Origin of the sequence: Mesorhizobium sp. J428, from assembly GCF_024699925.1 — a bacterium.
Lineage (GTDB): Bacteria > Pseudomonadota > Alphaproteobacteria > Rhizobiales > Rhizobiaceae > Mesorhizobium_A.
Genome location: NZ_JAJOMX010000001.1, coordinates 2,688,141 through 2,711,798, shown reverse-complemented (window position 1 = coordinate 2,711,798; position 23,658 = coordinate 2,688,141). Strand labels below are relative to the sequence as shown.

Genomic DNA, 23,658 nt, shown 5'->3' with positions numbered 1-23,658 from the left:
TCACGCCCCGATCCGCACGACCGGGCCGCCGGCAGCCGCCGCGTCCGCCTCGTCATGCGTGACGAGGATCATCGGCAGGCCGGACGCCTTCGCCTTGCCGAACACCAGCTCGCGCATCTGCTGGCGCAGTTCCGCGTCGAGGCGCGAGAACGGCTCGTCCAGAAGCAGCATGCGCGGCGAAGAAAGCAGCGTGCGCGCCAGCGCCACACGCGCCTTCTGCCCACCCGACAGCGTGTCCGGGTCGCGCTCGCCCAGCCCTTCCAGCCCGACATCCCCCAGCGCCTCTTCGGCGCGCGTCCGGCGCAGCGCCCTGCCCTTCACATCAGACGGCAGCGCGAAGGCGACGTTGTCGGCCACCGTCATGTGCGGAAACAGCAACGCGTCCTGGAACAGCAGGCCGGCATGGCGCTCCTCCGCCGGCAGGCCGGTGATGTCGATGCCATCCACGCTCACGGTCCCCGACGCCTCGAAGGCCGGATCGAGGAAGCCGCCGACATAGGCGAGCAGCGTCGACTTGCCGGAGCCTGACGGCCCCATGACGGTCAGCACCTCGCCCGGCGCCACGGCATGCGTGATCGAAACGAGCACGCGCCCGCCGAGCGCGATCGTCACGCGATCCAGCATGAGGCCTTTCTCGGACATCGGGTTCCGTCAGTATCGCAACGCGCGGAAGCGCCGCCATAGCAGCGCCGGAACCAGCGTGGCAATCGCGAAGCCGATCACAGGCAGGAGCATCTGGAGGAAGGCATAGACGCCGATCACGCGCCGGTTGCCGCCCGACGCAAGCGCCACAGCCTCGGTCGTGATCGTCGGCAGCCGCCCGCCGGCAACCAGCAGCGTCGGCAGATACTGTCCGATCGACACCGCGAAACCAACCGCAGCCGCGACGAGGATCGGCCGCATGAGGATCGGCAGGCGGACGGACAGCAGCGTGCGCAGCCGGCCCTTGCCGAGCCCGGCCGCGACCGCGTCGTAGCGCCGGTCGTAGGCGCGCCACGGATCGGACAGCGACAGGAAGACGTAGGGCATGACGAAGACGAGATGCGCCAGCACCAGAGCCGGCAGCGAGGCGTTGAAGCCCGCCAGCAGGAACAGCAATTGCAGTCCGAACAGGAAAGCCGCCTGCGGCACGATCAGCGGCAGGTAGACGATCGCCAGCGCCCCCCGGCCGGCGGCGCGGCCGGTTCGGTCCTCCCGCATCAGGCAGAGGATCGTCACCCAGACAGCGATCGCCGTCGCGATGGCCGCCACGATCAGCGTCGTCGCCAGCGGTCCGCCCACGCGCGGCAGCACCTTCATCCAGGTCGACAGGGTCCATTCCTTAGGCAGCGCATCGGGAAACTGCCACAGGCCGGCGACCGACCAGATGCCGAGCGTCGCCAGCCCGGCCATGACCACCAGCCCCGACAGCGACATCGCGCCCAGCCCGCCATAGCGCAGCGCGCCGTCGCGCCGGGCGCGCCAGCCCTGCTCGCACAGCCTGTCACGGATGTCCGCCGTCACCCGCTCGACCACGGTCCAGATCAGCAGCGCCAGTGCCGTGACGGCGAGTTGCAGCAGGGCGCCCGCCGACGCCTTGAAGCGCATCGACAGGTCCGGATCGGCCATCCAGCCGACGATCCGCACGCCGAGCGGCGCCGGGCTGGTCGGCCCGAGGATCGCGGCAACGTCGACCACCGAGGTCGAGAAGGCGAGCACCGCGAAGACCGCGAGGCGGATCTGCCGGTAGATCGCCGGCCAGGTCGAGAACAGGAAGCCCGCCACCCTGCCATAGCCCAGCGAGGCCACCAGCGCCGCCCGCGGCGCCGGGCTCGCCTGCTGGAGTGCCGCGAGCGCCACAAGGAACAGGAACGGGATCTCCTTCACCGCCAGCCCAGCCACCAGCGACAGTCCCATCGGATCATTGACGATCAGCAAGTCCGGCGGCTGCTCCCAGCCGGTCAGGCCGGGCGAGACCAGCCGCGCGATCATTCCCGACGGCGCAATCAGGAACGCCAGCCCGAACGCCGCCGCCGCATGCGGCAGCGACAGCAGCGGCGAGATCAGATGCTGCACGCGCGCGAAGGTTTTTGTCCCCGTCCACCCGGCAAGAAACAGCGCCACCACCAGCACCGAGATCGCCGTCGCCGCCAGCCCCGTGCCGAGGCTGAGCAGCGCCGACCGCATAATGCCCGGCTCCGCCACCAGCTGCCGGAACGGCTCCAGCGACACCACGTCCCCACCGAGCGCCGGCAGGTATCCGAACGCCGGCAGCAACGTCCCAGCCAGCCCCGCCAGGATCGGCCCGGTCAAGAGTAGGATCGCCAGCGGCGGGCCGAGGCGAGTCAGCATGGCAGGATGCGGGATACAGAGGTGAACGATTCGGATCGCCGGTCGTTCGCGCCGATACCCCCCTCTGGCCTGCCGGCCATCTCCCCCTCAAGGGGGAGATCGGCTGAGGCGAGGGCTTTCGCCTGTCGCCTACATTCGAGAATGGCTGATGCCGTTGAAGCTGCCAATCTCCCCCTTGAGGGGGAGATGGCCGGCAGGCCAGAGGGGGTGTGGACGGCCGAAACCACTGCGACGCGGTTTCTACCGTCTCTCAATTCGCCGCCCCATAGCGCCGCTTCCACTCCGTCTCGATGCGCTCCATCCAGCTCGGATGCGGCTCGTCGAGCGCTGGGCCCAGCTCCTCAGGCTTCAGTGTCGCGACGCCCAAGTCCAGCGCCGCGAAGGCTGCCTTCGCCTCGTCCGGCAGCTTGTCCACCGCCAGCACCGTCGGGTCACCCCACACCGTCGGGTCCTGCTTGCGCGCCTGCGCTTCCGGCGAGATCAGGAAATCGGCCAGCACCAGCGCGCCCGCCTTGGCATTGGCGTTGAACGGGATCGCAACGAAATGCGTGTTGGCCAGCGTCCCCCTAGGGAACGTGAACGAGCGCACCGTATCCGGCAGCTCGCCCGACGCGACCGCGCTCGAAGCCTCGGACGGATTGAAGGCGAAGATGATGTCGACCTCGTAGTCGGCCAGCAGCTGCTTCATCGCCGGATAGTTCTGCGGAAACGCCTTGCCCGAGCGCCACAGCAACGGGTTCAGCGCATCGAGATAGTCGAACAGCGGCTTGGTCACCTCGGCGAAATTCGCCTCGTCCACCGGCTTCTGCAGCAGGGCCTTGTCGGCGATCTTCTCGGCCAGCACCTGCTTGAGGAAGGACGAGCCGACGAAGTCGGGCGGCTGCGGATAGGTGAAGCGGCCGGGATGGGCCTTGGCCCATTCCAGCAGCCCGTCGGCCGACTTCGGCATCGTGGCGGCGTCGGTGCGGGCCGAGTCGTGGAAGAACACCAGCTTCGCCATCCCCCATGGGCTTTCCAGCCCCTCGACCGGAATGGTGAAGTCGGTGCGGATGGTCGGCTTGTTGTCGATGTCGACATAGCGCCAGTTGGGCAGCTCCTCCGCCCAGCCCGGCGACATCAGCAGGCCCTCGCGCTTCATCGAAGCGAAGTTCTCGCCGTTGATCCAGATCAGGTCGACCGCACCGCCCTCGCTCCTGCCCGCCGCCTTCTCGGCGACGACGGTGCCGACTGCCTTGGCGGTGTCGTCCAGCTTCACGTGCACGAGCTTGACGCCGTAGCGCTTCTCGACCTCGTCGCCGGCCCACTCGATATAGGCGTTGATGTTCTCCGCCCCGCCCCAGGCGTTCCAGTAGACCGTCTCGCCCTTCGCTTCGGCCAGTACCTTGGCCCAGTCGGACGGATCGGGATCGGCCGCGCGCGCCGCGCCCGACAGGGCGAGCAGAGACATGGCGGCGGCAAGCAGGAACTTCACGGCGATCTCCCGGAAAAGATGCCCGGTTGTGCCGCCGCGCCACGGAAGCGTCAACGCACATCGCGACCGGAAAAGTCACTTCGCCGTGTTGGTCCGCCGCACCGGCGCGCGCGTTTCTTCTTTTAGCCGATTTATGTCCGCGCAGGCCTTCCGCTTCGTCAAACTGTCATGGAAATCACCTATTCCCACCGCCCAGGCGAGGAAGAGCGATGCGTTATGCGATCTACTACAGTCCGCCCGAACAGAGCGAGCTGGCGGTAAAAGCCGCCACCTGGCTCGGCCGCGATGCATTCACCGGCGAGAAGTCGGCGCCGATCGCGTCTGGGCCGCTGTCCGCCGGCGAGGTCGCCTATCACACCGCGTCGGCCCGGCGATACGGCTTCCATGCGACGCTGAAGGCGCCGTTCCGGCTGGCGCCCGGCGAGAGCGAGCCCGCGCTTGCCGCCGCGGTCGACGCCTTCGCCGCCGCCGCCACGCCGCCGCTCATCTCCCGCCTCGCGCTGAAGCAGATCGACGGCTTCTTTGCGCTGGTGCCCGCTGAGCGGAGCCTGCCGTTGGAGAGCTTCGCGACCGACATCGTGCAGCAGTTCGACCGCTTCCGCGCGCCGCTGTCGGAAACCGACCTCGCCCGGCGCAACCCGGACGCGCTGTCGCCGCGCGAGCTGAACCACCTGCAGCGCTGGGGCTACCCCTATGTGCTCGACTGCTTCCGCTTCCACATGACGCTCACCGGCCGGGTCGGCGGGTCGGACGTGCCGCGGGTGCGCGAGGCGATCGAGGCGCATTTCGGCGACGTCATCGGCGCGCCGCTCAGCGTCGACACGCTTGCTGTCTTCGTCGAGCCGGATTCCGGCGGGCCGTTCATCGTCTGGTCGTCGCACCCGGTCGGCGCCGGCCGCGAGCGGCGCTTCGCGTGAGCGCGTCCCCGATCGCGTCGAGGCCCAGCCTGTGGCCCGGACCGATCGGGCCCGGTGCCTTCATCGCCGTCATGGGGCCGAGCGGTTCGGGCAAGGACACGCTGATCGGCGAGGCGCGCCGCCGCGTCGATCCTGACCGCACCTTCTTCGTCCGCCGCATCGTTACGCGCCCGGCCGACGGCGCAGCGGAGGACCACGACACGATGAGCCGCGAAGCCTTCGCCGCGGCCGATGCGGCGGGTGCCTTCGCGCTCTGCTGGACGGCGCACGGGCTGAGCTACGGCCTGCCGGCCGAGGTGGACGATGCGGTGCGGCATGGCCGCGCCGCAATCGCCAATGTCTCGCGCGCGGTGCTGCCGCTCCTGCGCCAGCGCTACCGCACCGTCGTGGCGGTGCATATCTTCGCCGACCCCGCCATCCTCGCCGAACGCATCGCCCGGCGCGGGCGCGAGAGCGGCGAGGCGATCGCCGCGCGGGTGGCGCGCGACCCCGGCATCAGCCTCGCCGGCGACGACATCGTGCGGATCGACAATGGCGGCGAGCTGGCGGTCGCGGTGGACAGAATGGTCAGCACCATCGAGGCAACGCTCGCGCCGCGGCCCTGAACCGCCTCACGCGGCGCTGCGCACCTTGGCGGGCGTGTCGATATGCGCCCAGTCCGGCCGCTCGAACAGGAACCTGCCCCAGCCGGTCCACTGCACCAGGCCGTAGAGCACCGCCGGTCCCGCCACCGCCACGATCATCACCAGAACGGACATCGTGCCGACGTCAGGGATGATGCCGGTCCTGATCAGCACGACGCGCGTCACCGCCATCGGCAGGAAGAAGGCGAGGTAGACGACGATCGAGTGCTCGCCCAGCCAGCGCAGCCATTTGGTCCAGCGCCGGCCGGAGAGCAGCGTCGAGACCGCGACCACGGCCAGCAGGCCGGCCGAACCCAGAAGCAGCGACAAGATAGGCAGTTCCGCCAGACCGCCCTGCGCGCCTGTGTTGCCGAGGTCGGGTTGCAGGTAGGGCGCGAGGGCCGCCGATGCGGGCGTGAAGACGAACCAGGCGTTCACCGGCGCCCACAGCGCCAGCAGCGCCAGCGTCCTGCCGGGATTGTCCCTGAACCAGTCGGCGATGCGGAACACGTTGGCGGCCAGCGCATAGCCTGCATAGAAATAGACGAAGCGGGCGCAGAACTCGTCGAACACCACCGATCCGGTGGCGACCGGCAGGATCTCCAGCAGTGCCGCCCAGGCGAGCACGATCCAGACCGGAACGCTCTTCACCAGCCGGGTGAAGACGAAGAAGATCGGCAGCAGGTAGACGAACCACAGCGTGCCGAAGGGCTGGACGAAGGCCAGCAGATAGTTCCAGGCCGCGGCGGCCGCGCCCTCCTCCATCGCCATGCCCGGCGCCTTGAAGGCGAACTGGATCGTCAGCCACAGCACGTAGAAATAGGCGAAGTGCACCACCTTGCGGTCGAGATAGCGCAGCCACGGCCGGTCGATGACCAGGCCAAGGAACAGGCCGGAGATCAGGAAGAAGTCGGGCATGCGGAACGGCCGAGCCCATGCGACCGCGTAGTGCATCCAGCCCTTCTCGCCGAGGGCGAGTTCGACGCCGAGCGTCGCGTGCACCATCACCACCATGATGATGCAGATGCCCTTGGCGATGTCGACCCAGGCGACACGGGAACGTTCGGCGGCAGTGCTTTGCATCCGCACAGCATGCCTGAAAAGCGATAGCAGCCGGTTAACCCGCGATCACATTCGCGTCAGCTCCGGCCTCCTCAGGCCATATCCGGGTGCCACCAGCGCGGGCGGTTGCCTTTGAAGGAATGGCTTGCCGGTGCGAATTCCTTCACGCCCGGCCGGTCGAACGCACCGACGAGCAGCGCCACCACCGGCGCGTCGTCGATCGCGCCGATCGAGCTGCCGCAGGTCGCGCAGAAGGCGCGGCTGGAAAAATCGGACGAGCGATAGAGCGCCGGCGCGCCGCCCGGCCCCGTCCAGCGGACGGATTCGCGCGGAAACTCAACCCACACGGCCGTCGGCGCGCCGGTGTGGCGGCGGCAGATCGAGCAGGAGCAGGAATGAGGCTTTTCCGCCGGGCCAGCCGCCTCGAAGCGGATCGCCCCGCACAGGCATCCGCCGGAATAGGTCTTCGGCCTCGCCATCCGGCCCCTCAGAAATAGATCCCGCCGCGCATCGGCCGGATGCGCGGATTGCCGTCCGCGTCCGCCAGTCCCGCCGCGCAGGCCGGTTCGTCATGCGGCATGGGCATCTCCATCGCCTGCAGCGGCATGAAGGCGGCGAGGTCGGGGTGGCGCGGCCGGATGTGCGGCACGATGCTCGGGCGGCGCTGCGGCGGCGGCATGACAGGGCCGTCCGGGCCGAGATCGACCGGCCCGCCGCGCTTCAGAGCCATCAGCCGCGCGACGCGCTCCTCCGTCGCCGGATGGGTGCGCAGCACGGAGGGCACCGGCGTGCGGCTGCCGGGCAGCATCAGGCTCTCCCAGTACATGCCTTGCGCCTTCTCCAGCCGGCGCAGCGCCGAGGCGAGCCCGTCCGGGTCGCCGGTCAGGATCGCGGCATGCAGGTCGGCGTCGAATTCGCGGGTGCGCGACAGGGCAAGCTGCAGCAGGCCGCCGAGCGTCGGCGCCAGCACCAGCAGCGCGACCGCCGGCCACGGCACCATCGCCTCGCCACCGCCCGCGACGCCAAACAGGTTGAAGAACAGCGCGAAGATGCCGAAGGTCGACCACAGCGAGGTGAAGCGCGACACCATATCGGCGAAGGCCATCACCTTCAGGTCCTCATTGGCGATGTGGCTGATCTCGTGCGCCAGCACGCCGGTGAACTCGCGCACCGTGAGGTTGCGCGCCAGCGCATCGGTGATCGCGATCGCCGAATCTTGACGGCTGCCGACGGCAAACGCGTTCATCATCTTCGACGGCACGACGTAAAGCGCGGGCGCATGCTCCAGACCCGCCCGCGCGGCCAGTCGCTCCACAATGTCGAAGCCGCCAGGAAAGCTCGCCCGCGAAACCGGCCGCGCCTTGTACATCTGTAGCACCACCTTCGGGCTGACGCGCCGCGCCGCGATGCTGGTGAGGAAGGCGAAGCCTGCCGCGAAGACGAGCCCGAGCCCGCCCGCGAGCGCAAAGGCCGTCGCCGCCAGCAGCAGCAGGCTGCCTGTGCCCAAAAGCCAGGTATGAATCGTATTGCGCGCGCCGGAGCGCAGCTGCTGGACACGGTCGAGACGCAGGGGGTCGTTCATGGGATTAATATGGGATGAGACGATGGTTCACCAAAGTGCGTACTTTCGAAACATCGCACATGCACTCATCCGCCCTTCGCGCACCTCCTCCCGGTGAACGTGGAGGAGGAACCACGCCCGCGACTTACGCCGCGCCGCGCACCTCGCGGGCTTCGAGGCCGCCATGCTCCTCGATGAAGGCGATCACCTCGTCCAGGCCCTTGCCGCGCGACAGGTCGGTGAAGCCGAACGGGCGCTTGCCGCGCTGCTTGCCCGCGTCGCGCTCCATCACGTCGAGATTGACGTTCACATAGGGCGCGAGGTCGGACTTGTTGATGACGAGGAAGTCGGAGCGGGTGATGCCCGGCCCGCCCTTCCTCGGGATCTCCTCGCCCTGGCAGACCGAGATGACGTAGAGCGTGATGTCGGCGAGGTCGGGCGAGAAGGTCGCGGCGAGGTTGTCGCCGCCGGATTCGATGAAGACGATGTCGAGGTCGGGGAACTTGCGGTTCATCTCGGCGATCGCCTGCAGGTTGATCGAGGCGTCCTCACGGATCGCCGTGTGCGGGCAGCCGCCGGTCTCCACCCCCATGATGCGCTCCTCCGGCAACGCCTGCAGGCGCGCCAGCATCATGGCATCCTCCTTGGTGTAGATGTCGTTGGTGACCACCGCGATGGAGTAGCGGTCGCGCAGCGCCTTGCAGAGCTTCTCGGTCAGCGTCGTCTTGCCCGAGCCGACCGGCCCGCCGATGCCGACGCGAAGGGGTCCGTTGGCGTTCATGACAATGCCCTTTCGAAAGCGAGAAAAAGGAAGCCCGCGCCGAGCGCGAGGCAAAGCGGCGAGAAGAAGCGCCGGTCGTTGGTGGCAAACGGCTCTTCCGGTGTAAGTCGGCGCCAGGCCGGCGTGAAGCCGGCTATGCCCCGCGCGAGGAAAACCAGCGCCAGCATCACGGCGCCGGCGACGAGGCCGGCGAGCTGGAACGGCGAGGCGAACAGGCCGGCAAGGGCCGACGGCCAGAGTGCCGCGAGCACCAGACAGGCCGCGACCGCGAAGCAGGCGGTGGGAGAAGGCATCGCGTCGATGCCGCGAAACCCCGCCACTGCGCGGGCGAGCGAGGGCTGGTCGGTTCCCGGCCAGACGCCGCCGATCCCCCAGTAGACGTGGAGACCGGCCACGAAGGTGAGGACCACGGTCAGGGCAAGTGCGATCAGGGTCACGTCCTGAACAGCCTCGAATAGTGCGTTTCATGCTGCATCGCAGCGACCTCGGCCATCATCGTCGCCGAGCCGAGATCGTCAAGCGTGGACTGTGTCGCACGGCCGGCCGCATCCGAGATCGCAGCCTCGAGCGAGGCCAGCGTCGCCATTGCATCCGTCTGGCCGATGATGCCGAGGCGAATCGCGGCCTGGATCTGGTTCGAGGTGAAGGCCTGGAGGAAGGCCGCGAGCGCCGAGTGCAGGTCGACGCCATGCGCGCCGGCGACCGCGCCCACGGCGACCGGATAGGCGCAGTCGGCCGGAAGCGCGGCAAGGGCGGGATGCGGCCAGGCTGCCGCCGCCTTCAGGAACGCCGCGCCCTGCAGCATCGTCTCCATATGCCGCTCGCGCGAGCCGGCGAGCGCCTCGGCAAGCTCGCAGAGCTCCGCAAGCGCGGCATCGCTTTCGGATGGCGCGAGGATACCCTCCATCCGCCGGTGCGCCTCGGCAAACAGCACCGCGTCATTCCACGCCGATCCGCGCTCGATCAGGTCCGCCAGCCAGATGCGCAGGCCCGTCGCGTCTGCCACGAGCTCTCGATGGGCGGCCGTCTCCAGCCCGTGGCTATAGCTGAACGAGCCGATCGGGAACGCCGGCGACAGCCAGGCCATCAGGCGCAGCAGCGCCGTCTGGCCGGGAAGGTCAGCCATGGTTGTGGCCGTAATGCGGGTCGCCCGGGAGGCGACCGAAACGGTCGGCCTCGCCATGGTGGTGGCCATGGTCGTGGTCATGGTGACCGTGGCCATGATGGTGCTGATCCGGCCCGTGATTGTGACCATAGTGCGGATCGCGGGGCATACGCCCGTAGGCGTCAGGCTGCGGCCCGTGGCCGTGCGAATGACCGGAATAGGCGCCGCGCACCGGGTGGAACGGCTCGGACGCGTCCGTCACCGTGGCGCCCAGCCCTTCCAGCATCGCCTTGATGACATGGTCGCGCAGGATGAGGATGCGGTCCTCCTCGATCTGGGCCGCGAGATGCCGGTTGCCGATGTGCCAGGCGAGTTCGGCCAGATGCACCGGGCCTTTCGCGCGGATGTCGTAGACCTCTTCTTCGGCGGCGATGATCTCGGCATGCCGGCCGTCGTCCAGCACCAGCACGTCGTGGTTCTCGAGCTGGACGGCATCAGGCAGGTCGACCAGCACCTTGTCGCCGTGGACGAGTTCGACCACGCGCCGGCGCAGGTGCCGACCTTCGTGATCGAGCACGGCAAGGTCGAACGGGATGATGCGCGCGCCTTCCGACAGATCGGCAGCGCGAATGACGCTGCCGGCGCGTGGCATCTTGGTGAAGTCTGTGTTCATCGACAGTTTCATGCGGCCTGCACCTCTTGCTCGCGCTGCCTTGCCCGCGCCAGCGCCGGACGCGAGAGCACGCGCTCGAAATAGTCCGCCACGGGCTTCGACGCCACCTCGAACTTGCCGCTCCTGGCCCACTGGCCGCAATGGCCAAGGATCACGTCGACCGCCGAGAAGCGGTTGCCAAGCGCATAGGGCCGGCCCGCGAGCTTGGCTTCCAGCCCCTTGATCTCGGCCGCGAATTCGTGCCCGACCCAAGGCGCCACCTCGGCCCGCAGTTCGGTTGGCAACAGGAAACGGTGCTTCAGCTTGTTCCACATCGGCTGCTCGAACTCGGACAGCGCATAGAGCATCCAGGAGGTCATCTCCGCCCGGCCCTCTATGCCCGGGTTCGGCCCGAGGCCCCGGTCGGCATGCTTCTCGCCGAGATAGGCGCAGATGGCGGCCGAGTCGGTGAGCACGAAATCGCCGTCGATCAGCGCCGGCATCTTTCCGGTCGGATTGTAGCGGTGCATCGTGTCCGAATACTGCTTGGCCCGCACGATCTCGTAGGGCTGGCCGAGCTCCTCCAGCATCCACGTCACCCGCGTCAGGCGCGAGCCCGGAGATCCGACGGCCTGGTAATTCGCTTCATCCCTCCCGCCTGAAAGCGCCTCAGCCGATGTCGTCGAACAGGCGCAGGATCCAGACTATCTGGTAGATCAGCGCCAAGGCAACAAAGGCGAGGTGGAAACGGCGGCTGCTGGTCATCGCCGCGACGAGACTCAGCGCGAAGAAGATCGGCGTGCGCACCAGATATTCGGTTCCGAACTTGGCGAAATGCTCCTCGCCCTTGATCATCGTATCGATCACGTCGAGCACGTAGGTTGCAGCGAGGATGCCGAAGAACCAGCCGCGCCGCGCGTAGAAATAGTCCTCGTAGCTCTCGTAGTCCCGCATCGAATCGGGAAAGAGCAGCGCGCAGAGCAGGAACAGCAGGATCGCGTAGGCGATCACGAACAGGTAGATCGGAAAGGTCCAGTGCTGGATGGCGTGCAGGCCGAACTGCCACCACCAGAAATGCACCAGCACCAGCAGCAGCATCGCCGACCAGGCAAGATGCACCGGATAGAGCGGGTATTGCGTCGGGTGCTGCACGATGCGCGCGAAGCCCGACAGGATGCGCGTTACGCCGAGCCCCACGACCATGCCGAGCACGACGCGGACATGGGGGAAGACGTCGGCGGCTGCGGCGTGCGGTTCCATGACGGATCGATAGCGCCGCAGGCGGGTCGCATCAACCCGTCGCGGCCTCCGGCGAAGCTCAGAACTCCTCGACCTTCTCGGGGTGCACGATCTCGATCTTACGCGACGTGGTGAACGGCGCGCTCGCCTCGCGCCAGGCTTTCAGGTGCGGCTGCTTCGAATGCGCCGTCAGCGCCTCGCGCGTCGCCCACTTCTCGACCACGACCAGCTTGTCGGGATTCTCCAGGCTGGAGAACATCTCATAGGCGATGCAGCCATCCTCCTTCAGCGTCTCGGCCCGGCAGGCCACAGCCGCGGCGCGGATGGCATCGACCGAGCCGGACTTCAGCTCGATGGTGGCGACGACGTAGATCATGCAGGTCTCCTCCAGGCACTTGACTGCCGGGGCATCTATCCTGCGTCGGGGAGCCAGTTCAAGTCGAGAACCTGTTCGATCGTGAAGGGGCAGGTCGTGGGGAACACCGTTTCGGGAAGGCCGGTTTCGTCGGCAGCCTCCGGAACCGCGTAGGCGTATTCCTCGGCAAGTGCCTTCGATGGATGGCCGCGAAGACTCGGACTTTCCTTGATTATCTTCGCGATCCCCTGCCGTTGCCCCCGGATCGTCGAACGCCAGCTTCCACTTCGGCCTTCCGGCTGATAACTCCATTTCAGCAAGTGGACCAACAGCACCTTCAGCCTGTTCTCGATCTCCCGCCTGTCGCTCCGTCCCAAGCTCTCGATCTCCTCGGCAAGGTTTTCGCGATCGAGCGCGTCGACACGGCCCTCGCGCAGCAGCGCGCCCTGCTCGGCGCACCAGAGAGCATAGTCCGACTCATAGGGCGTCAACTTCTGAAGGCGGAAGACCTTGTTCATGGGCGCATCATGCGGCCAGTGAAACGTTTCTGGAAGCAAAAAATAAGTAAGTGCTGACTTGAGAGCCGTGGGTCAGAACCAATCCGCAGTTGATGAGTTTCAAAACAGAAAATACCGCTGTGCCATTGGCAGCACCTTCGCCGGCTCGCAGGTGAGCAGTTCGCCATCGGCGCGGACTTCATAGGTTTCCGGATCGACTTCGATGTGCGGCGTCGCGGAATTGAGCACCATCGAGGCCTTGCCGATGCCGCCGCGGGTGTTTTCCACTGCGACGAGTTCCTTCTCGACGCCGAGCTTTGCGCGCACGCCGAGGTCGACGGCGGCCTTCGAGACGAACGTCACAGACGAGGCCGTCATCGCCTTGCCATAGGCACCGAACATCGGCCGGTAATGCACCGGCTGCGGCGTCGGGATCGAGCCGTTCGGGTCGCCCATCGGGGCCGCTGCGATCATCCCACCGACCAGCACCATGTCAGGCTTGATGCCGAAGAAGGCCGGGTTCCACAGCACGAGGTCCGCCCGCTTGCCGACCTCGACCGAGCCGATGTGCCGCGACAGACCATGCGCGATGGCCGGGTTGATGGTGTATTTGGCGATGTAGCGCTTCACGCGATAATTGTCGTTGTCGCCTGTCTCCTCCTTCAGCCGGCCGCGCTGGAGCTTCATCTTGTGCGCGGTCTGCCAGGTGCGGATCGCCACCTCGCCGACCCGACCCATCGCCTGGCTGTCGGAGGAGATGATCGAGAAGGCGCCGATGTCGTGCAGGATGTCCTCGGCCGCGATGGTCTCCTTGCGGATGCGGCTTTCGGCAAAGGCGATGTCCTCGGGAATGGACGGCGACAGGTGGTGGCACACCATCAGCATGTCGAGATGCTCTTCCAGCGTGTTCACCGTGTAGGGCCGCGTCGGATTGGTCGAGGATGGGATGACATTCGGGAAGCTCGCCACCTTGATGATGTCCGGCGCATGGCCGCCGCCGGCGCCCTCGGTGTGGAAGGCGTGGATGGTGCGCCCCTTGATCGCCGCCACCGTGTTCTCGACGAAGCCCGACTCGTTCAGCGTGTCGGTGTGTATCATCACCTGGACGTCGTAGTCGTCGGCGACGGAGAGACAGTTGTCGATCGCGGCGGGCGTCGTGCCCCAGTCCTCGTGCAGCTTGAGCGAGGAAGCGCCGGCCTCGATCATCTCCACCAGCGCGCCGGGCAGAGAGGCGTTGCCCTTGCCCGACAGGCCGATATTGATCGGCACGGCGTCCATCGCCTGGATCATGCGCGAGATGTGCCAGGGCCCCGGCGTGCAGGTGGTGGCCAGCGTGCCGTGCGCCGGGCCGGTGCCGCCGCCGAGCATGGTCGTCATGCCCGACATCAGCGCCTCGTCGATCTGCTGCGGGCAGATAAAATGGATATGCGCGTCCATGCCGCCGGCCGTGAGGATCTTGCCCTCGCCGGCGATCGCCTCCGTGCCCGGGCCGATCACGATCGTCACGCCCGGCTGGGTGTCCGGATTGCCGGCCTTGCCGATGGCATGAATGCGGCCGTCTCTCAAGCCGACATCCGCCTTGTAGATGCCGGTCGCGTCGACGATCAGCGCATTGGTGATCACCGTGTCGACCGCGCCGCCCGCGCGGGTCACCTGGCTCTGCCCCATGCCGTCGCGGATCACCTTGCCGCCGCCGAACTTCACCTCCTCGCCATAGGTTGTGAGGTCCTTCTCCACCTCGATGATCAGGTCGGTGTCGGCGAGACGGACCTTGTCGCCGGTGGTCGGGCCGAACATCTGGGCGTAGGAAGCGCGGGAAATGCGGGCGGGCATGGGTCAGGCTCCGGTGTGAGCGTGCGGAAACGGGGACATGCCGGATCGCGAGGGGAACCATCCGCGATGCGGACGGTTTTCCATGATCCGGACACGAACGAGACGAGGTGAGAGATGATGCGACGAGCCATGTGCATGGCCCTGCTCGCGGCGACGACCGCAGCAGGCGGCGCGTTCGCGCAGGGACTGGACGCCGAAGGCGCGATCGACGCCATCGTCGGCTCGGAGATCCGCGAGCAGGAGAGTTCGGCCAGCGCCGACCACGGCAGGATCGTAAAGGCGATCGACAGGGCAGGTGAAAGCGCGGAAGCGGTGCGCAAGGTCACCGACGTCAGGAGCGTCGACATCGTCTTCCTGCCCGACGCCACGGCGGCTGAGGGCGGGCCTCCCTCCGATATCGACGCCAAGCTGAAGGAGCGGGAAAGCGAGATCGCTTCGCTGCGGCAGGAGATCGAGGGCAATGCGCTGCTCTTCCACGCCATCGATTCGCGGCAGGTGCTGATGCGCGACGTGCTCGCGGTCGAGATCGGCGACGACCGGCGCGTCGTCGTCTACGCGGCCGCGAAGCCGGCGGGCTGAGCCCCCGGTCGTCACAGCTTGCCCATGACCTTCTGCTGGAAGCCGTAGACCTCGCGCTTTCCGCCGAGCGGCACCAGCGTCACGTCGCGCTCCTGGCCCGGCTCGAAGCGCACGGCGGTGCCGGCGGCGATGTCGAGCCGCATGCCGCGCGCCTTGTCGCGGTCGAAGGAGAGCCCTTCGTTCGTCTCGAAGAAATGGTAGTGCGAGCCGACCTGGATCGGCCGGTCGCCGGTGTTGGCGACCTTGAGCGTGACCGTCGGCTGGCCGGCGTTGAGCTCGATGTCGCCCTTGGCGGTGATGATCTGGCCGGGAACGAAATCTCCGAGGATCATGGCAATCCCCCTCAGCCCGCGAAGGCGAGCCAGAGCCCGCCCGCCGCTGCCAGCGCGCCGGCTGCGCGCGCCGCGGCCTGTCCGTAGCGACCGCCAAGCCCGATGCCGAGCAGGACGCCGGCTGCATGCAGGAACGCGGTCGCCGCAGCAAAACCGATCGCGAACGGCCAGGCGCCGGCCTCACCAAGCTCGCCGCCATGCGCGTGCCCGTGGAAGAAGGCGAAGAAGCCGACCATCGCCATGGCCGCAACGGTCGGAACGCTGAGCGCGACCGCCGCCAGCAGGCCGATGGCCACCACCGAGGCGAGGATCACCGGTTCGACGAAAGGCAGCGGCGCTCCGGCCATGGCCGCGCCGAAGCCGGCGAGCATGGTCCCGACGAAGGCCGCGGGCACCAGCCAGACCGCCTTGCGGTCGGTGCCCCGGGCGAGCAGGGTGGCCCAAAGGCCGACTGCCACCATCGCCAGGATATGGTCGAGGCCGAACAGCGGATGCGTGAAACCTGCCGTGAACGAGCCGTGCTCGGCCGGGTTGAGATGCGCGAAGGCCGGGGCTACCCCGGTGCCGAGCCCCACGAAGGCCAATCCGATCCGCTTCAACATTGTGTCGTCCCCTTCTCTGTCAGTCGCCGGTCAAGCCGCCCGCTGCGGGCAGCCTTCGGCCTTCAGCACGCGGCGCGTGGAGGCCGGATATTTCTGAAGCATCGCCGCCGGCCGCAGGGGCCGACGCACGAGGTCGCCGCCGCAGTTCGGGCAGGTGCCGCCAAGGGTCCGCTCCGCGCAGTCGCTGCAGAACGTGCACTCGAAGGTGCAGATCATCGCGTCGGCGCTCTCCGGCGGCAGGTCGCGGTCGCAGCACTCGCAGTTCGGGCGCAGCTCGAGCATGCCGGCTCTACCGGATCGGCTCGTGCACGGTGACGAGCTTGGTGCCGTCCGGGAACGTCGCCTCGACCTGGATGTCGTGGATCATCGAGGCGACGCCGTCCATCACCTGGTCGCGGGTGAGGACATGGGCGCCCGCCTGCATCAGATCGGCGACCGAGCGGCCGTCGCGCGCGCCTTCCACGACGAAATCGGTAATCAGGGCGATGGCCTCCGGGTGGTTCAGCTTCACGCCGCGCTCCAGCCGCTTGCGCGCGACGATCGCCGCCATGGCGACCAGCAGCTTGTCCTTTTCCCGTGGTGTCAGATTCATGCGCCCTCCGAATGCTATGTTGACCAGACTTTAGGCAAAGCTGCCTGCGCGTTGAGCAGGCCCAGCAAGGGAACCAGCCGCCGCCTCAAGTCGTAGCCATCGCTTGCGACGAGCCTCGCAAGAAGCTTGCCATTCGCCGCCTGCGCATCGCCGCGCAGCGACCAGAAACTCACCCCGCCCGCCTCGCCGACGATCTTCCGCGCCTGGTCGAGGCGCTCTTCCGCGTCGGGCGCAATCAGCAGCACGGTGGCGAAAGCGGTGCCGCCCCCCGCGACCGCAGCGTGGGACAACTGGCCGGCAACATCGCCGTCGAACGCGATCGCGTCGGCATGGACGAGGCGGCCGCCGGAGCGGATGCGCCAGACATCGCGGAACTGCGCGGTCGTCACCACCTCGCCCATCGCGCGGCGGCCGAAGATGACGGATTCGACGATGAGGGCCGTTGCGCTCGGCGCGAGGTCGACATCCAGCCGGCGATGCAGCGCGGAGCGGTCGTAGAGGATCGTCTCCTGCGGCAGCCAGGCGAGATGCCCGCCCGCCGCCACGCGTGCGGAGGTCCGGATATGCGCGACGCCGCCGGCCGAGCGGTAGGCCTTCTCGCAGGCCTGCGTGGTCACGACGGCCGCGGCATCAGCGCCGACCCCGATCTCCCATTCGAGCCGGTCGCCGCCCGTCATGCCGCCGGCGGTGTTGATCAGGATCGCCTCGAGCGGGCCGGCCGCCGTCACGGGCATCCTGATCTTGGCCGCCCCCTGCTGGAACAGCCGCTCCAGGCGCGTGCGGCCGCCATGCGCGGCGACGGCGAGCTGCCCCGTCGCCTGCACGCGCTGCATGACGGGCTCTGTCGGGGTGTCCAGGGGGATCGAGACGCGGATCATCGTGCGCGACCCTAGGCGGAGCATGATGTCGCTGTCGAGGCGCCAGTTGTTGCCACCCCCGGTTTCCCTTTCTATAGAGGAACTCGAACGCCGCTCAAAAGGCGCAGAAGTGGGGGAACGGTGGCTGAACGTCCGCGTTCGCATGTCCTTACAGGGGGAAATTCATGTCTGACCCGCTCGCCGCGGAAACAATCGAGCTGATCAAGGCGCATGCCGGTCCCGACGCCGGGGAGATCACGACGGAAACCGAACTCGACACGCTGGGCATCCATTCGCTCGAGCTTACGGAGATCATCTTCGACCTCGAGGAGAGGCACGCGATCGAGATCGAGATGAACACGGTCGACGCCTGGAACAACCTGAAGACGATCGGCGACATCGTCGCCGCGGTCCGAACGCTGATCGACAAAAAAGGCTGATATGAGCCGCCCCCGCATCGTCATCACCGGCTTGGGCGGGCTCTGCTCGCTAGGCACGGACACCGAAGCCATCTGGAACGCCATGCAGGCCGGCCGCGGCGGCATCGGGCCGCTGGAGACGATTCCGCTGCATGACCTCAAGATCCGCACCGGCGGCGAGATCAAGCAGCTTCCCGCGCACGACATCGACCGCAAGCGGCTGGTGACAATGGACCGCTTCTCGCTGCTCGCGGTGCTCGCCGCCGGCCAGGCACTGTCGCAGGCGGGGCTGAGCGTCGAGCCCGAAAGCTCAGACCGGACCGGGGCCGTGGTCGGCACCGGCATCTGCGGCTGGGAGGCGATCGAGGAGAACTATCGCAGTGTGCTGCTCGACGGAAAGACCCGCGCCGGCATCTTCACCGTGCCGCGGGTGATGCCGGGCGCGCCGGCGGGACAGGTCAGCATCCAGTACGGGCTGCACGGGCCGGTCTTCGGCGTCAGCTCGGCGTGCTCGTCCTCCAACCATGCCTTCGCGACGGCGGCGGACCAGATCCGGCTCGGACGCGCCGACGTGATGCTGGCCGGCGGCACCGATGCGCCGATGGTCTGGGGCATACTCAAGGCGTGGGAGGCGCTGCGCATCCTGTCGCCGGACACCTGCCGCCCGTTCTCGGCCGACCGCCAGGGCCTCGTGCTCGGCGAGGGCGCCGGCATGGCGGTGCTGGAGAGCTACGACCATGCGATGGCACGGGGTGCCACCATCCTGGCAGAATTCGCCGGCTCGGGCATGTCGGCCGATGCCGCCGACATCGTCGCGCCGACCGTCGAGGGCCCGGCGGCGGCCATCCGCGCCTGCCTTGCGGATGCGGGGCTTGCACCGGATGAGATCGACTACATCAACGCGCACGGCACCGGCACCAAGGCAAACGACGAGATCGAGACAACGGCGATCCGCCGCGTCTTCGGCGCGCATGCCGACCGCCTCTCCGTCTCCTCGACGAAATCGATGCACGCCCACTGCCTCGGTGCCTCGGGCGCGCTGGAGATGATCGCCTGCGTCATGGCGATCCGCGACGGCGTGGTGCCGCCGACCATCGGCTATCGCGAGGCCGATCCCGCCTGCGATCTCGACGTGACGCCCAACGTTGCGCGGCAGAGGCCCGTTCGCGCGGCGATCAGCAACGCCTTCGCCTTCGGCGGCACGAATTCGGTCATCGCCTTGCGCGCCGCCTGAGCGATTGCGATATCAGGGGCGGCATCCGCCCCTCATGACGCGAGACCCGACGATGACAGATCTTTCCGCCTTTCCGATCGCCAAGCGCTGGCCGGCCAAGAACCCGGAAGTGCTGCAGCTTTATTCCTTTCCCACGCCGAACGGCGTGAAAGTGTCGATCGCGCTGGAGGAGATCGGCCTCCCCTACGAGGCGCATGCAGTCAACATCATGAAGAACGAGACCTGGGGCCCGGAATTCCTGTCGCTCAACCCCAACGGCAAGATCCCAGCGATCATCGACCCCAACGGCCCGGGCGGCAAGCCGATCGGCCTGTTCGAATCCGGTGCGATCCTGCTCTATCTCGCCGACAAGACCGGCAAGCTGATCCCTGCCGACCCGGCCGCCCGCTGGGAGACGATCGAATGGGTATTCTTCCAGATGGCCGCGATCGGGCCGATGTTCGGCCAGGTCGGCTTCTTCCACAAGTTCGCCGGCAAGGACTACGAGGACAAGCGCCCGCTCAAGCGCTACGCGGACGAATCGATCCGCTTGCTCGGCGTCCTCGATGCGCGACTTGCCGGCCGCACCTGGCTGATGGGCGACGAATACACGATCGCCGACGTGGCGCATCTCGGCTGGGTGCGCAACCTTGTCGGCTTCTACGAGGCAGGCGACCTCGTCGGCTTCTCCAATTTCAGGAATGTGCAGGCCTGGCTCGACCGCGGCGTGGCGCGGCCGGCGGTGCAGAGGGGGTTGGACATTCCGGCGAGGGGGTGAGGTCTCGGTCCGACGAAGTCGGATCGGGAGGTCCGGTGGACCTCCCGAAGGGATCGAACGGGCGGGAGCTGCGAAGCAGCGGGACCCGCCCCGGGGAACGCGGGATTTACTCCTACGACTTTCCGAACAGCCGTCCCAGCGCCTGCTCCAGCCGGGAGCGCTCGCCGGCGTCGATCGTCGGCGAGAGGATATAGGAGTTGAGGAAGGTGCGCGCCTCGTTGGCGCTCTTGACGCTGCCTCGCCGCAGGATCGACAAGGTTGAGAGGAGTGCGGCGCTGTCGCAGGGCTCGGGCGAATAGGCCCAGTAGGCGCCCTTGTCCGTGGTCGACTTGGTCATGCCGCAGCGCTGCTCGGGCGGCGCGTCGCGCCAGAACAGCGACAGGATATCGGTGAGCGCCGAGGGATTGTTGGCGTAGTAGCTGTGCGCCAGCATGTCCTCGCCGATCGTCGTCATGTCGATCGAATCCACGTCCGCCAGGCGCAGGATGTCGTTGCCGCCCTGCCCGGCGCGCGGCGCGTCGCCATGCAGCTGGCGCGAGACGGCGAGTGCCCAGTCGCGATTGGAGGCGTAGAGCGTGATGCGCTGCGCGGTCGGCCGGATGGTCTTGACCATCTCGCCGAACAGGCCGGCGTCGAGGTCGGGCGCGGTGAACAGAACCTGGTCGAACGCCGGCGGCTTGTCCTTGTTGCGCAGGGCGAAGAGTTCCAGCGCGTCGGTCAGCGCGCGGTTGCCCATCGAATGGGCGATGAGGTGGATGCGCGTCGCGCCCGACTTCGCCACCACATCCTCCAGGAAGAGCGAGAGGCGGCGGCCGGACAGGTTCACCACGGCCGTGTCGGCGATGTAGCTCAGCACCGAGCCGCGCGACGGCCAGGAATAGAGGATCGGCAGGCCTTCGAAGTTCATGTCGTAGGCCATCTGCGCGGTGCGCATCGCGGCCTCGTTGAACGGCACGTTGAAGCCGTGGACGAAGACGAATGCCTCCTTGGCGGGTGTTTTCGCCATCTGCTCGCGCATCTGCGCGAACACCGCTTCATTTGCTGACGGCGTGACGCTGGCGAGGACGATATGGCGCTGCGGGTCTTCGCGGAAGTCGAAGCTCCAGATCGACGGCGCCTCGATCTGGCCCGGGCGATGGTCGAGCGGAATGGAGACGACCGCGGTGCCGAGTTCCAGCGCCGTGCCGCGCTGGCCGCCGTAGAACTCGCCCGGCAGTTCGCTGCCCGAACGGGCGCGGTCGGTCGCATAGTAGATCTTGACCTCCTTGTAGCCCTTGTCGGGATCGGAGGTGTCGCGCAGGCCGCCGGCGGCCTTGTCGGCGAAGTCCTGGCGATAATCCGCGAAGGCTTCGAGCGCATCGATCGCCTGGTCGGCCACGAGACCGTCGGGCGCGTTCTCGGCCAGCTTGTCGAGCTTCGCATAGGTCTCCGCCGCCACGGACGGATCGAGGCCGGCGGATTCGACGATGGCCAGCGCCCGGGCATAGGCATCGACCGCCGGGCCGGTCTCGCCGGCCTTCTCGAACTCGGCCCCCGCCTTCTCCCAGACCGGGATGAGTTCGGGTGCCTTGTCCTTCAGACGTTCGGCAAGCTTCGCGGCAAGCCGCGCCCAGGCTTCTCCCGCCTCCTTCGCTTGCCCGGCCTCGGAATGGACGACGGCGCGACGGCGCAGCAGGTCTTCCACGATGGCTGGATCAGTCTCCGCCGCCAGCGCGGCGTCGATGATGCCCAGCGCGGCCGCGGTGTCGCCCTTTGCGGTCGCCTCGGCGACACGGGCGTCCAGCATGATGTCGAGGGCAGCAGCCGGTGCCGCGCCCATCGCCAGGAGGACGGCACATGCCGCCGCGGCCAGACCGGATCTCATTCCAAGGCCTGGCACGCGCGCCAGAAACGCAGTCCACATGTCGTCGCTCCACCCGCCCGGTGCCGGCCGATCCCAACCTAGCGGGATCACAAGCCGATGACACGGGACAATTCATCGTCGCGATTGCGGAAACAATAGGGTCGAGCGCGGAAAAGGTCCCGCCCCGTCCAGGGCGGAATGGGGATTGCGGTTTTTTGAGACGAGAGTATCATATTGATATGATAGTCTCACATGGGACGATCACAGGTTGCCGGAGCAGCCGGGAGCGACGCTCAAAGTTCATACATCTCTGGTCTTACCAGATTGCGCCACTGTCGCGGTTGAGCACCCGGTTGCCGCGTCGATGTAATCGATTACAATGTTCAGTATGTGGACATCTCTAGGTCGGAAAACCGCAGAAAAGCGGGGAAGAGCGGGGCGGCAAAGAAAGCGCTTGACCGGGCCGAGGCATTGGTAATACCAGTTTAGGGGAATGTCCGGCCAGCGCGGCGTCTGCCGCGGAGAACTGATCGGTCATCTCAATCTGCTCGCCTCGGGAGGAGACCAGGGCGGGACGAGGCGGCGAAGAGCCGCCAACGGGAGCCGGCGCCGCGGACAGGCCGCGCACGGGCCCGATCGAGGCACGACAGGGAGGAAATGACATGCACAGGAAAGTGACCGGCCTTTTGGCCGGATTGGCCCTTACGCTTGCCGGCAGCGTTTCGTCGCTGCACGCGCAGGAACTGACGATCTTCTGGGCGGAGTGGGATCCGGCCAACTACCTGCAGGAACTCGTCAACGAGTACGAAAAGGAAACCGGCGTCAAAGTCACGGTCGAGACCACGCCGTGGCAGGATTTCCAGACGAAGGCCTTCACGGAATTCAACGCGAAGGGCTCGGCCTACGACATGGTCGTCGGCGACTCGCAGTGGATCGGCGCGGCGTCCGAGGCCGGCCACTATGTCGACCTGACCGAGTTCTTCAACAAGCACAAGCTCGGCGAGGTGATGGCCCCGGCGACGGTGAAATACTACGCAGAGTATCCGTCCAACTCGGGCAAATACTGGTCCATCCCGGCCGAGGGCGACGCGGTCGGCTGGTCCTATCGCAAGGACTGGTTCGAGGACCCCAAGGAGATGGAGGCGTTCAAGGCCAAATACGGCTACGACCTCGCTCCGCCGAAGACCTGGAAGGAACTGCGCGACATCGCCGAGTTCTTCCACCGTCCGGACGAGAAGCGCTACGGCGTCGCGATCTACACCGACAATTCCTATGACGGCCTCGTGATGGGCGTCGAGAACGCGATCTTCTCGTATGGCGGTGAACTCGGCGACTATGCGACCTACAAGGTCGACGGGATCATCAACTCGGACAAGAACGTCAAGGCGCTCGAGGCCTATCGCGAGCTCTACGGCTTCACGCCTCCGGGCTGGGCCAAGACCTTCTTCGTTGAGAACAACCAGGCGATCACCGAGAACCTGGCGGCGATGAGCATGAACTACTTCGCCTTCTTCCCGGCGCTGGTGAACGAGGCCTCGAACCCCAACGCCAAGGTCACGGGCTTCTTCGCGAATCCGGCGGGACCGGACGGCGACCAGTTCGCCGCGCTCGGCGGCCAGGGCATCTCCGTCGTCTCCTATTCCGAGAACAAGGAAGAGGCGATGAAGTTCCTGGAATGGTTCATCAAGGACGAGACCCAGAAGCGCTGGGCAGAGCTCGGCGGCTACACCGCGAGTGCCAAGGTGCTGGAATCGCCTGAATTCCAGAATGCGACGCCCTACAACAAGGCCTTCTACGAGACCATGTTCAAGGTGAAGGACTTCTGGGCGACGCCGGAATATGCGGAGCTGCTGATGCAGATGAACCAGCGCATCTATCCGTACATCACCGCCGGCCAGGGCACGGCCAAGGAAGCGCTCGACGCGCTGGCGGCCGACTGGAACGCCACGTTCAAGAAGCTACAACCGGATCAAGTGATCCCGACTTCGCCGGAGGGGGCGCGACCCGCCCCCTCCG

At 67.2% G+C, this 23,658-nt stretch carries 26 protein-coding genes and 2 pseudogenes; 7 read left to right on the top strand and 21 right to left on the bottom strand.

The window, feature by feature from the left end:
• The 3 genes from LRS09_RS13700 to LRS09_RS13690 all read right to left on the bottom strand — a co-directional run bounded on the left by LRS09_RS13700 (window position 1) and on the right by LRS09_RS13690 (window position 3,778).
• On the bottom strand, window positions 1-642 hold the full coding sequence (locus tag LRS09_RS13700) for an ATP-binding cassette domain-containing protein (RefSeq protein WP_257807321.1): 642 nt from the start codon (window positions 640-642) through the stop codon (window positions 1-3).
• Between the two features lie 9 nt (window positions 643-651).
• Entirely contained in the window at window positions 652-2,331 is a 1,680-nt protein-coding gene (locus LRS09_RS13695) for an ABC transporter permease (RefSeq protein ID WP_257807320.1), read from the bottom strand.
• 250 nt (window positions 2,332-2,581) lie between these two features.
• Window positions 2,582-3,778 carry an ABC transporter substrate-binding protein gene (locus LRS09_RS13690; protein ID WP_308240352.1) on the bottom strand — a complete coding sequence of 399 codons (1,197 nt, stop codon included), beginning with the start codon at window positions 3,776-3,778 and terminating at the stop codon, window positions 2,582-2,584.
• 233 nt (window positions 3,779-4,011) lie between these two features.
• On the opposite strand from LRS09_RS13690, the gene LRS09_RS13685 reads away from it, so the two are divergent.
• Both LRS09_RS13685 and phnN read left to right on the top strand, forming a co-directional pair.
• A complete protein-coding gene (locus LRS09_RS13685) occupies window positions 4,012-4,719 on the top strand; it encodes a DUF1045 domain-containing protein (protein WP_257807317.1) in 708 nt (235 codons plus the stop codon).
• Complete coding sequence (gene phnN, locus LRS09_RS13680; protein WP_257807315.1) at window positions 4,716-5,324, top strand: phosphonate metabolism protein/1,5-bisphosphokinase (PRPP-forming) PhnN; 609 nt, start codon at window positions 4,716-4,718, stop codon at window positions 5,322-5,324. The genes LRS09_RS13685 and phnN overlap by 4 nt, the downstream gene beginning before the upstream one ends.
• 6 nt (window positions 5,325-5,330) lie before the next feature.
• On the opposite strand, the gene LRS09_RS13675 is transcribed toward phnN, so the two are convergent.
• The 12 genes and pseudogenes from LRS09_RS13675 to ureC all read right to left on the bottom strand — a co-directional run bounded on the left by LRS09_RS13675 (window position 5,331) and on the right by ureC (window position 14,427).
• Window positions 5,331-6,425 (bottom strand): acyltransferase family protein, encoded by a 1,095-nt coding sequence (locus tag LRS09_RS13675; RefSeq protein WP_257807313.1) that lies wholly within the window; start codon window positions 6,423-6,425, stop codon window positions 5,331-5,333.
• Window positions 6,426-6,496: 71 nt separating this feature from the next.
• Window positions 6,497-6,883 carry a GFA family protein gene (locus tag LRS09_RS13670; RefSeq protein WP_257807311.1) on the bottom strand — a complete coding sequence of 129 codons (387 nt, stop codon included), beginning with the start codon at window positions 6,881-6,883 and terminating at the stop codon, window positions 6,497-6,499.
• 8 nt (window positions 6,884-6,891) lie between these two features.
• Window positions 6,892-7,986, bottom strand: a complete 1,095-nt coding sequence (locus LRS09_RS13665; protein WP_257807309.1) for a zinc metalloprotease HtpX — start codon at window positions 7,984-7,986, stop codon at window positions 6,892-6,894.
• A gap of 124 nt (window positions 7,987-8,110) precedes the next feature.
• Complete coding sequence (gene ureG, locus LRS09_RS13660) at window positions 8,111-8,746, bottom strand: urease accessory protein UreG (RefSeq protein WP_257807308.1); 636 nt, start codon at window positions 8,744-8,746, stop codon at window positions 8,111-8,113.
• Entirely contained in the window at window positions 8,743-9,183 is a 441-nt protein-coding gene (locus tag LRS09_RS13655; protein ID WP_257807307.1) for a DUF3995 domain-containing protein, read from the bottom strand. The genes ureG and LRS09_RS13655 overlap by 4 nt, the downstream gene beginning before the upstream one ends.
• A complete protein-coding gene (locus LRS09_RS13650) occupies window positions 9,180-9,872 on the bottom strand; it encodes an urease accessory protein UreF (RefSeq protein ID WP_257807306.1) in 693 nt (230 codons plus the stop codon). Before LRS09_RS13650 ends, LRS09_RS13655 begins: the two co-directional genes overlap by 4 nt.
• Window positions 9,865-10,536 carry an urease accessory protein UreE gene (locus LRS09_RS13645; RefSeq protein ID WP_257807305.1) on the bottom strand — a complete coding sequence of 224 codons (672 nt, stop codon included), beginning with the start codon at window positions 10,534-10,536 and terminating at the stop codon, window positions 9,865-9,867. Before LRS09_RS13645 ends, LRS09_RS13650 begins: the two co-directional genes overlap by 8 nt.
• Window positions 10,533-11,114 (bottom strand): annotated as a pseudogene (locus LRS09_RS13640) (glutathione S-transferase family protein); the annotation flags it as partial. The pseudogene LRS09_RS13640 and the gene LRS09_RS13645, both read right to left, overlap by 4 nt.
• Before the next feature lie 58 nt (window positions 11,115-11,172).
• On the bottom strand, window positions 11,173-11,763 hold the full coding sequence (locus tag LRS09_RS13635; protein WP_257807304.1) for a hypothetical protein: 591 nt from the start codon (window positions 11,761-11,763) through the stop codon (window positions 11,173-11,175).
• Window positions 11,764-11,821: 58 nt separating this feature from the next.
• The gene (locus LRS09_RS13630) at window positions 11,822-12,118 is read right to left on the bottom strand and encodes a putative quinol monooxygenase (protein WP_257807303.1); all 297 of its coding nucleotides are present in this window, start codon (window positions 12,116-12,118) and stop codon (window positions 11,822-11,824) included.
• A 35-nt stretch (window positions 12,119-12,153) separates the two neighbouring features.
• Window positions 12,154-12,615 (bottom strand): DUF29 domain-containing protein, encoded by a 462-nt coding sequence (locus LRS09_RS13625; RefSeq protein ID WP_257807302.1) that lies wholly within the window; start codon window positions 12,613-12,615, stop codon window positions 12,154-12,156.
• Window positions 12,616-12,714: 99 nt separating this feature from the next.
• Window positions 12,715-14,427 (bottom strand): urease subunit alpha, encoded by a 1,713-nt coding sequence (ureC, locus tag LRS09_RS13620; protein WP_257807301.1) that lies wholly within the window; start codon window positions 14,425-14,427, stop codon window positions 12,715-12,717.
• Window positions 14,428-14,562: 135 nt separating this feature from the next.
• On the opposite strand from ureC, the gene LRS09_RS13615 reads away from it, so the two are divergent.
• Window positions 14,563-15,006 carry a hypothetical protein gene (locus LRS09_RS13615; RefSeq protein WP_257807300.1) on the top strand — a complete coding sequence of 148 codons (444 nt, stop codon included), beginning with the start codon at window positions 14,563-14,565 and terminating at the stop codon, window positions 15,004-15,006.
• Window positions 15,007-15,017: 11 nt separating this feature from the next.
• Here the strand turns inward: LRS09_RS13615 and LRS09_RS13610 are convergent, their stop codons facing one another.
• From LRS09_RS13610 to LRS09_RS13590, 5 genes are read right to left on the bottom strand one after another with little or no spacing between them, the layout of a single operon-like run.
• Entirely contained in the window at window positions 15,018-15,338 is a 321-nt protein-coding gene (locus tag LRS09_RS13610) for an urease subunit beta (RefSeq protein WP_257807298.1), read from the bottom strand.
• Window positions 15,339-15,349: 11 nt separating this feature from the next.
• On the bottom strand, window positions 15,350-15,940 hold the full coding sequence (locus LRS09_RS13605) for a HupE/UreJ family protein (protein ID WP_257807297.1): 591 nt from the start codon (window positions 15,938-15,940) through the stop codon (window positions 15,350-15,352).
• A 30-nt stretch (window positions 15,941-15,970) separates the two neighbouring features.
• Window positions 15,971-16,222 (bottom strand): DUF1272 domain-containing protein, encoded by a 252-nt coding sequence (locus tag LRS09_RS13600; protein ID WP_257807296.1) that lies wholly within the window; start codon window positions 16,220-16,222, stop codon window positions 15,971-15,973.
• Between the two features lie 7 nt (window positions 16,223-16,229).
• Window positions 16,230-16,532, bottom strand: coding sequence for an urease subunit gamma (locus tag LRS09_RS13595; RefSeq protein WP_085463540.1), 303 nt, complete (start codon window positions 16,530-16,532; stop codon window positions 16,230-16,232).
• Between the two features lie 14 nt (window positions 16,533-16,546).
• The gene (locus LRS09_RS13590; RefSeq protein WP_257807294.1) at window positions 16,547-17,365 is read right to left on the bottom strand and encodes an urease accessory protein UreD; all 819 of its coding nucleotides are present in this window, start codon (window positions 17,363-17,365) and stop codon (window positions 16,547-16,549) included.
• Between the two features lie 209 nt (window positions 17,366-17,574).
• Here LRS09_RS13590 and LRS09_RS13585 point away from each other — a divergent pair, with 209 nt between their 5' ends.
• Genes LRS09_RS13585 through LRS09_RS13575 form a run of 3 tightly spaced genes read left to right on the top strand, consistent with a single transcriptional unit; the run spans window position 17,575 to window position 19,799 of the window.
• Window positions 17,575-17,829, top strand: a complete 255-nt coding sequence (locus tag LRS09_RS13585; protein WP_257807293.1) for an acyl carrier protein — start codon at window positions 17,575-17,577, stop codon at window positions 17,827-17,829.
• Window position 17,830: 1 nt separating this feature from the next.
• Window positions 17,831-19,042 (top strand): beta-ketoacyl synthase, encoded by a 1,212-nt coding sequence (locus LRS09_RS13580; RefSeq protein WP_257807292.1) that lies wholly within the window; start codon window positions 17,831-17,833, stop codon window positions 19,040-19,042.
• 52 nt (window positions 19,043-19,094) lie between these two features.
• Window positions 19,095-19,799 carry a glutathione binding-like protein gene (locus LRS09_RS13575; protein ID WP_257807291.1) on the top strand — a complete coding sequence of 235 codons (705 nt, stop codon included), beginning with the start codon at window positions 19,095-19,097 and terminating at the stop codon, window positions 19,797-19,799.
• Between the two features lie 112 nt (window positions 19,800-19,911).
• Here the strand turns inward: LRS09_RS13575 and LRS09_RS13570 are convergent, their stop codons facing one another.
• A complete protein-coding gene (locus LRS09_RS13570; RefSeq protein WP_257807290.1) occupies window positions 19,912-21,663 on the bottom strand; it encodes an alpha/beta hydrolase in 1,752 nt (583 codons plus the stop codon).
• Window positions 21,664-22,304: 641 nt separating this feature from the next.
• Between LRS09_RS13570 and LRS09_RS13565 the strand changes: the two are divergent.
• Window positions 22,305-23,600 (top strand): annotated as a pseudogene (locus LRS09_RS13565) (extracellular solute-binding protein); the annotation flags it as partial.
• Window positions 23,601-23,658 lie beyond the last annotated feature (58 nt).

Bases quoted from the DNA above. Each gene is read 5' to 3' on its own strand.
- LRS09_RS13700 (WP_257807321.1), bottom strand. From the start codon at position 642: ATGTCCGAGAAAGGCCTCATGCTGGATCGCGTGACGATCGCGCTCGGC.
- LRS09_RS13695 (WP_257807320.1), bottom strand. From the start codon at position 2,331: ATGCTGACTCGCCTCGGCCCGCCGCTGGCGATCCTACTCTTGACCGGG.
- LRS09_RS13690 (WP_308240352.1), bottom strand. From the start codon at position 3,778: ATGTCTCTGCTCGCCCTGTCGGGCGCGGCGCGCGCGGCCGATCCCGAT.
- LRS09_RS13685 (WP_257807317.1), top strand. From the start codon at position 4,012: ATGCGTTATGCGATCTACTACAGTCCGCCCGAACAGAGCGAGCTGGCG.
- LRS09_RS13675 (WP_257807313.1), bottom strand. From the start codon at position 6,425: ATGCAAAGCACTGCCGCCGAACGTTCCCGTGTCGCCTGGGTCGACATC.
- LRS09_RS13670 (WP_257807311.1), bottom strand. From the start codon at position 6,883: ATGGCGAGGCCGAAGACCTATTCCGGCGGATGCCTGTGCGGGGCGATC.
- LRS09_RS13665 (WP_257807309.1), bottom strand. From the start codon at position 7,986: ATGAACGACCCCCTGCGTCTCGACCGTGTCCAGCAGCTGCGCTCCGGC.
- ureG (WP_257807308.1), bottom strand. From the start codon at position 8,746: ATGAACGCCAACGGACCCCTTCGCGTCGGCATCGGCGGGCCGGTCGGC.
- LRS09_RS13650 (WP_257807306.1), bottom strand. From the start codon at position 9,872: ATGGCTGACCTTCCCGGCCAGACGGCGCTGCTGCGCCTGATGGCCTGG.
- LRS09_RS13645 (WP_257807305.1), bottom strand. From the start codon at position 10,536: ATGAAACTGTCGATGAACACAGACTTCACCAAGATGCCACGCGCCGGC.
- LRS09_RS13635 (WP_257807304.1), bottom strand. From the start codon at position 11,763: ATGGAACCGCACGCCGCAGCCGCCGACGTCTTCCCCCATGTCCGCGTC.
- LRS09_RS13630 (WP_257807303.1), bottom strand. From the start codon at position 12,118: ATGATCTACGTCGTCGCCACCATCGAGCTGAAGTCCGGCTCGGTCGAT.
- LRS09_RS13625 (WP_257807302.1), bottom strand. From the start codon at position 12,615: ATGAACAAGGTCTTCCGCCTTCAGAAGTTGACGCCCTATGAGTCGGAC.
- ureC (WP_257807301.1), bottom strand. From the start codon at position 14,427: ATGCCCGCCCGCATTTCCCGCGCTTCCTACGCCCAGATGTTCGGCCCG.
- LRS09_RS13615 (WP_257807300.1), top strand. From the start codon at position 14,563: ATGGCCCTGCTCGCGGCGACGACCGCAGCAGGCGGCGCGTTCGCGCAG.
- LRS09_RS13610 (WP_257807298.1), bottom strand. From the start codon at position 15,338: ATGATCCTCGGAGATTTCGTTCCCGGCCAGATCATCACCGCCAAGGGC.
- LRS09_RS13605 (WP_257807297.1), bottom strand. From the start codon at position 15,940: ATGTTGAAGCGGATCGGATTGGCCTTCGTGGGGCTCGGCACCGGGGTA.
- LRS09_RS13600 (WP_257807296.1), bottom strand. From the start codon at position 16,222: ATGCTCGAGCTGCGCCCGAACTGCGAGTGCTGCGACCGCGACCTGCCG.
- LRS09_RS13595 (WP_085463540.1), bottom strand. From the start codon at position 16,532: ATGAATCTGACACCACGGGAAAAGGACAAGCTGCTGGTCGCCATGGCG.
- LRS09_RS13590 (WP_257807294.1), bottom strand. From the start codon at position 17,365: ATGCAGCGCGTGCAGGCGACGGGGCAGCTCGCCGTCGCCGCGCATGGC.
- LRS09_RS13585 (WP_257807293.1), top strand. From the start codon at position 17,575: ATGTCTGACCCGCTCGCCGCGGAAACAATCGAGCTGATCAAGGCGCAT.
- LRS09_RS13580 (WP_257807292.1), top strand. From the start codon at position 17,831: ATGAGCCGCCCCCGCATCGTCATCACCGGCTTGGGCGGGCTCTGCTCG.
- LRS09_RS13575 (WP_257807291.1), top strand. From the start codon at position 19,095: ATGACAGATCTTTCCGCCTTTCCGATCGCCAAGCGCTGGCCGGCCAAG.
- LRS09_RS13570 (WP_257807290.1), bottom strand. From the start codon at position 21,663: ATGAGATCCGGTCTGGCCGCGGCGGCATGTGCCGTCCTCCTGGCGATG.